The 6,255-nt window shown below is 65.9% G+C and carries 5 protein-coding genes; 2 read left to right on the top strand and 3 right to left on the bottom strand.

Annotation, left to right across the window (positions count from 1 at the left end):
* From AWC27_RS09815 to AWC27_RS09825, 3 genes are all read right to left on the bottom strand, one after another.
* Positions 1-666: PPE family protein (locus AWC27_RS09815; RefSeq protein ID WP_085670312.1), on the bottom strand; the 666-nt coding region annotated here is incomplete at its 3' end.
* A gap of 274 nt (positions 667-940) precedes the next feature.
* Complete coding sequence (locus AWC27_RS09820) at positions 941-3,313, bottom strand: HAD-IC family P-type ATPase (RefSeq protein WP_085670309.1); 2,373 nt, start codon at positions 3,311-3,313, stop codon at positions 941-943.
* Entirely contained in the window at positions 3,310-4,890 is a 1,581-nt protein-coding gene (locus AWC27_RS09825) for a serine hydrolase (protein WP_085670310.1), read from the bottom strand. The genes AWC27_RS09820 and AWC27_RS09825 overlap by 4 nt, the downstream gene beginning before the upstream one ends.
* Between AWC27_RS09825 and AWC27_RS09830 the strand changes: the two genes are divergently transcribed.
* Positions 4,889-5,128: a hypothetical protein gene (locus tag AWC27_RS09830; protein ID WP_085670311.1), complete on the top strand. Its 240-nt coding sequence runs from the start codon at positions 4,889-4,891 to the stop codon at positions 5,126-5,128. The two genes, AWC27_RS09825 and AWC27_RS09830, sit on opposite strands and share 2 nt — an antisense overlap.
* 152 nt (positions 5,129-5,280) lie before the next feature.
* Positions 5,281-6,255 (top strand): PE family protein (locus tag AWC27_RS09835; protein WP_085670313.1); only part of this gene is annotated, 975 nt, incomplete at its 3' end.

Genomic DNA, 6,255 nt, shown 5'->3' on the forward strand with positions numbered 1-6,255 from the left:
CACCCCCACATTCCAACTCCCCACATTCCCCAACCCCACATTTGCGACGCCCAACCCAGCGAAACCGAAGTTACCCACCCCCAAATTCGCAAAACCCACATTGAAAATGCCGCTGCGGCCCACCGCGTCGAATGCTGCGGCCGGGTTCTGCACGAGCCGGACGAACGGAGTCAGTGCCGACGCGACGGCCGAAGCCCCGGCGTGATAGCCGAACATCGCGGCCACGTCTTGGGCCCACATCAACTCGTATTCGGCCTCGACCGCCGCGATCGCCGGGGCGTTGAAACCCAGCAGGTTGGAAGTCACCAGGGACAGCAACTGACCACGGTTGGTCAGCACCGCGGCCGGATGTACCGTCGCGGCCAGGGCCGCCTCGAAGGTGGCCGCGGTAAGCCGGGCCTGACCGGCCGCATTGGCGGCCTGTGCCCCTGCCGAGGTCAGCCAGCCCAGATAGGCGCCGGCAACCTCAGCCATCGCGGTCGACGCCGCGCCCTGCCACGACGAACTTGTCACCGCCGAAGTCAGTGACGAAAAAGCCGATGCCGCCGACCCTAATTCGCCGGCCAAATCCTCCCAAGCGGCTGCGGCCGCCAGCATCGGGCCGGTTCCGGCGCCGCTGAAAATGCGGGCGGAATTTATCTCCGGCGGCGACACCGAAAAATTCATCGCGGCAGCCTCTCTCAGACGGCCCAGTCGCAGGTAGCCGCCTGCCGATCACAGCCCACGACAACCCGACGGCCGCCGGGATCACCGGCTGATAACGCAACAGCATACGGTGGTCGCAGTAGGAACTTGGGCACTTTATCAAAAAAGCATGACCACTGGTCACACTGAAAATTCATATGAAGCTCAATGTAAAATTTCTATACACCGCGGCAGTTTCATTATGGAGTGCACCCCTTTGCAGGGTAATTAATTAGTTACCGCCACTACCGGGTCGCTATCGCCACAATCGCGGCTGCACGCCCAATATCCGGGCCCGGATCCACCACGCCGCCTCGATCGCCGCAGCGCCCAGCACGCCGATGCCCAGCGCGATCGACGTCGTGGCCAGATTCGACGGGTCGAGCATGAATTTCTCCCGGGCCAACGGCAGGCTGAAGATCGCCACGTAAGCGAGCCCGGAGGCGATCACCAGGCAGACACGCCACCACTGGTAGGGCCGGGCAACTACCGCGAGCACCCAGACCGCAGTCACCAGCAACGTGATCAGCGCCGCGGTCGAGGCTTGGTCCTGGTCGTGCCAGGATGCGTTGCGGCCCTGGTATGCGACCAAATAGGAGGCGAACGTCGCGACGCCGACCACGAGTCCGCACGGCAGCGCCGACGTCAGAACCCGCCGGACGAAGCCGGGGTAGGCGCGTTCGTTGTTGGGCGCCAAAGACAGGATGAACGACGGGATGCCGATGGTGAACCAGGCCGCGATGGTGACATGGATCGGCTGAAACGGGTACAGCAACGGATCGCGTCCCATCGGTTTGGCGAGCAGACACTGAACACCCACCAGCAATGCCAGCAGCACCGAGTACACCGTCTTGGTCAGGAAGAGGTTAGCAACGCGCTCGATGTTGCCGATCACCCGGCGGCCCTCCCCGACCACATAAGGCAGTGTGGCAAACCTGTTGTCCAACAACACGATCTGGGCGACCGCGCGCGATGCCGGGCTGCCCGCACCCATCGCGACGCCGATGTCGGCATCCTTGAGGGCCAATACGTCGTTCACGCCGTCGCCGGTCATCGCGACGGTGTGCCCGTGTGATTGCAGGGCATGAACGATGGCCCGCTTCTGATCGGGCCGCACCCGGCCAAAGGTGGTGCAGGAATCCAGCACATCAGCCAGTTCGGCTGTGCCGGTGGGCAGTTGGCGCGCATCCATCGTCTCGCCGTGCAGACCCAGCCTGCCGGCGACCGCAGCGACCGACACCGCGTTGTCGCCGGAGATCACTTTGACCGAAACATTTTGCGCGGCAAAGTAATCCATGGTCTCGGCAGCATCTGGCCGTACCTTTTGCTCCAGCACCACCAGCGCGACCGGGGTGACGCGGCCCGGCGCATCGGGATCGTCGACCGCCACGTCGCCGGCTCCCAGCAGCAGTACTCGCAGTCCTTGGGCCCCGATCTGTTCGGCCCGTTCGGCGGCGGGCGACGCGGCGTCGAGCAGCACGTCGGGGGCTCCGATCACCCAGTTGCCGTACTCGCCGTAGGACACCCCGCTCCATTTGGTCGCCGACTTGAACGGCGCTGTGGCAGTGGCCGTCCACCCCGGCGGCCATTGGTAGGCCTCTGCGATTGCCAGCATGCTGGCGTTGGGTCGGGCATCGGCGGCCGCCAAAGCGGCCAGCACGTCGGTGACGGGTATACCAGCTTCGAGTTGCACGACGTCGGAGACGCGCATGCCGCTTTCGGTCAAGGTGCCGGTCTTGTCCGCACAGACCACGTCGACTCGGGCCAGACCCTCGATGGCCGGCAATTCCTGTACCAGGCAACGGCGTTGGCCCAACCTGATGACACCCACGGCGAACGCGATCGACGTCATCAACACCAGGCCCTCGGGAACCATCGGTACCAGGGCACCCACCGTCCGCAGCAGCGATTCTCGCCATCGAGCTTCCGTGGTGAACAACTGGGTGTAGATGGTCAGCAGGCCGGCCGGCACCAACAGGTAGGTGATGAATTGCAGTATCCGGTTAATGCCGTTGCGCAGTTCGGATTTCACCAACGTGAACTTGCTGGCCTCGGCGGCCAGTTTGGCGGCGTAGGCTTCGTGCCCCACCTTGGTGGCGCGATACGCACCGGCGCCTGCGACGACGAAACTTCCCGACATCACCGGGTCGCCGACATCTTTGGCGATCGGATCGGCCTCGCCGGTCAGCAGCGATTCGTCGATTTCCAGGTTGTCCTCGTCGACCACTTCGCCGTCGACCACGATCTGATCACCGGGACCGAGTTCGATGATGTCGTCGAGCACCACCTCTTCCGGCGCGCGGATGCGAGTCCCGGATTCCCTGCGCACCAAAGGTTTTGCTTGCCCAATGATCGCCAATTTGTCCAGTGTCTGCTTGGCCCGGATCTCCTGGACCATGCCGATGACGCTGTTGGCGACGATGAGCAGGCCGAACAGCCCGTTGATCACCGAACCTGTTGCCAGCACGATGAGTAACAGCACACCCAGTATCGCGTTGATCCGGGTGAAGACGTTGGCCCAGACGATCTGCGCGACGCTACGGGTGGCCCGCTGCGGAACGTCGTTGGTTCTGCCGTCGGCTACCCGTTGCGCGACTTCGGCATCGGTCAGGCCAACGGCGACATTCATCGCGTGAACGTTCCCAATTTGTCGGAGTCATAGTACTCGAGGTTCAGGGTGTTTCCGGCGAAGCTGGCCATGGATATCGATCCCGGCAAAGCGTTTTCGGTCGACAGTCCGAAGGTGAACGTGTCGCCGTCCCAGTGGGTCAGATCGAATGTCTGCTTAGGCCCCAATGCCAGCTGGAGTTGGCCGTTGTGATCGGTGACGGTGGCCGGGCCCCAGTAGTCGTTGGCGTAGACGCCGACGTAGTCGCTGAGCGGCCGGGCCGGCGCCGGGCTGACCGGGGGCTGTTTGCCGACCAGCGACCCGTCCGGGTTGTTGAACGCGGCAAGCTGCTGCTTGTACAGGGTCGGCCAGTCCTCGCGCACCTGGCCGTACTGCACCAGATCCATGAATTCCGCCGTCAGCGCCTCCGGGATTCCGTAGGGCGCGGCGTTGGTCAAGGCGATGATGGCGATGTCCTCTGACGGCAGGACCACGAAGTTGGTCGCGGCGCCCAGTCCGAAACCGCCGGAGTGGCTGTACTGGGTACGCCCCGACGACGTCACCGACACATTGAAGCCGTGACCGTAGAACCCGGCCCGTGCTTTCGGGTTTGCCGCCGGGCTCGACACGACCTGTGGGGTGTAGGCCGGCAGCAGGGCTTGTGGCGACGTGATCTGCTGGCCGTTGTAGGTGCCGTTAGCCAGCACCATGGTCAGCCAGTGAGTCATGTCGTTGAGCGACGAGCTCACCCCGCCGGCCGGCGTTTGGGCATCGGCGTCGCGCTGGAAGCGCGGCTCCCATTTGTCGCCCACCTTGATGTGAGTGACCGCGTGGTTGGGCCGGGCCAGATAATCAGCGAAGCGCGAGCTGGTCGACGTCATCCCCAGCGGCCGGTACAGCACCTCGTCGGACAGGTCCTCCCATGGCTTGCCGGCCGCGGCTGCGACCGCCTCGGCGGCTGCGGTGACACCAAAGTTGGTGTAGGCGTAGCTGATTCGAAAGGGCGCCAGGGGCAGGAACTTGAGCCGCTCGAGCACCTGCTGACGGTCGTAACCTAGGTCTTCCAAGGCATCGCCGGCGTGATCGGGCAGTCCGGAGCGATGCGAGTACAGGTCGGCGATGGTGACATGGCTGGTGACGTAGGGATCGCTGAGCGAAAACCACGGCAGCTGCGCTGTCACCGGGGTATCCCAGGCGATGGCGTTGGTGCTGAGCTGATGGGCCACCACCGTCGCACCCACCGATTTCGATATCGACGCCAGCTGGAACACGGTGTCGGCGTCCACCTTGTTGTCCGGCCCGTCGCCCTTGCTCGCGTCACGTACGCCGAAACCCTTGGCGTACAATGCTTTTCCTTCGTGCACGACGGCAACCGCCATACCCGGAATGCCGGAGTTCTTCATCAGGTCGGCGACCAAGCCGTCGATCTTGAGAATCGCCTTTTCGAGGCGGCCCGGTGGAATGTCCAGACCGGATACCTCATTGGGCGGTGCTTTCGACAATGCCGACGGTGGACTCGACAGTGGTTGCGCGGGCCCACATCCGACCAGCGCCAGCAATACCCCCGCGGCTGCGGCCAGGGCCGCGCGTTTGGTCATGGCCGCGACTCTAGCCGCGACGGCCGCGATGGCCGCGCTGGCCGCGCCGGGCGGCGCACGCCTTGTTGGCTTGCCAGATTTTGGCGCTGACCAGGCTGTTCAGCAACTTGGCAAGTTTCGAACATGCGGCACCGCCGCCGGGGACGGTGGGGTGCTCCAGGACACCGACTTGGGCAGCCCCGGCAGCAGAACCCCGCCCGGCGCCAACCGCACCGATGCCAGGACGGAGGTCTCGTGAGCCGGTAGAGCCGTCCGCCGCGATTCGGCGTTGACCAGGCCGTTCAATAACTGGCCAACCTTCACACATGCGTGGCTCGGCACAGTTGGGTCCGCCAGGTCGCCACGCAACTGCTCTGCCCAGAAGCGGACTGCGGCAGGAAGGAGCCTTCGATGTCCTTTGTGTTCGCCTCCCCACAGATCATGGCGGCCACGGCCACGGACCTCGCCGGGATCGGCTCAGCGGTCGCGGTGGCCGCCGAGACCGCGTCGACGTCCACGACCCAGTTGCTGGCCGCGGCGGGCGACGAGGTGTCTGCGGGTATCGCCGCCCTGTTCAGCGCACACGGTCAGCAATTCCAGGCGCTCAATGCCCAGGCCGCGGCATTTCATGACCAGTTCCTGCGCACCCTGAGCGCCAGCACAAACTCCTATGCCTGGGCCGAGGCCACCAACACGGTGCAGCAAGAGTTGCTCAACATAGTCAATACGCCCACGCAACTGCTGATGGGACGCAACCTCATCGGCGATGGTGCCAATGCAACGGCACCCGGCGGCCGCGGCGGCGACGGCGGGTTCGGCGGGGCGGGCGGCAACGGTGGTGCCGGCGGCTTCCACGGCCACGGGGGGCTGGGCGGCAATGGTGGCTTGGGCGCCGCCGGCGGCGACGGAGGCGTGGGTGGCGTGGGTGTCTCAGGCGGAAACGGCGGCGCCGGCGGAGCTGGCGGGAACGCCGGCGCCGGCGGTGCGGGCGGCAGTGGCGGGGTCGCGGGCGCGGCGGGTAACGGCGGGCACGGCGGTAATGGTGGCAACGGTGCTGCGGTTACGGGCCCTGGCTGCGACGGCGGTCACGGCGGCGACGGCGGCGCGGGCGGCAATAGTGGTTTCGGTGGCACTAACGGCAGCGGTGGTAATGGCGGTGTCGGTGCCAGCGGCACCAATGGTGCCGGCGGCACCGGCGATGCGGGTGGGCAGGACGGCGGGGCCGGCGGACGCGGCGGCAACGGGGGCGCTGCCGGCACTGGCGGCAACGGCGGCGGCGTAGGCAACGGCGGCCGCGGTGGCGACGGCGGCGCCGGCGGCAGTGCGCAGAACACCTCATCGGTGAGCGCCGACGGCGCCGGCAACGCGGGTCTGGCAGGGGGCGCC

Source organism: Mycobacterium szulgai (genome assembly GCF_002116635.1).
Taxonomy (GTDB): domain Bacteria; phylum Actinomycetota; class Actinomycetes; order Mycobacteriales; family Mycobacteriaceae; genus Mycobacterium; species Mycobacterium szulgai.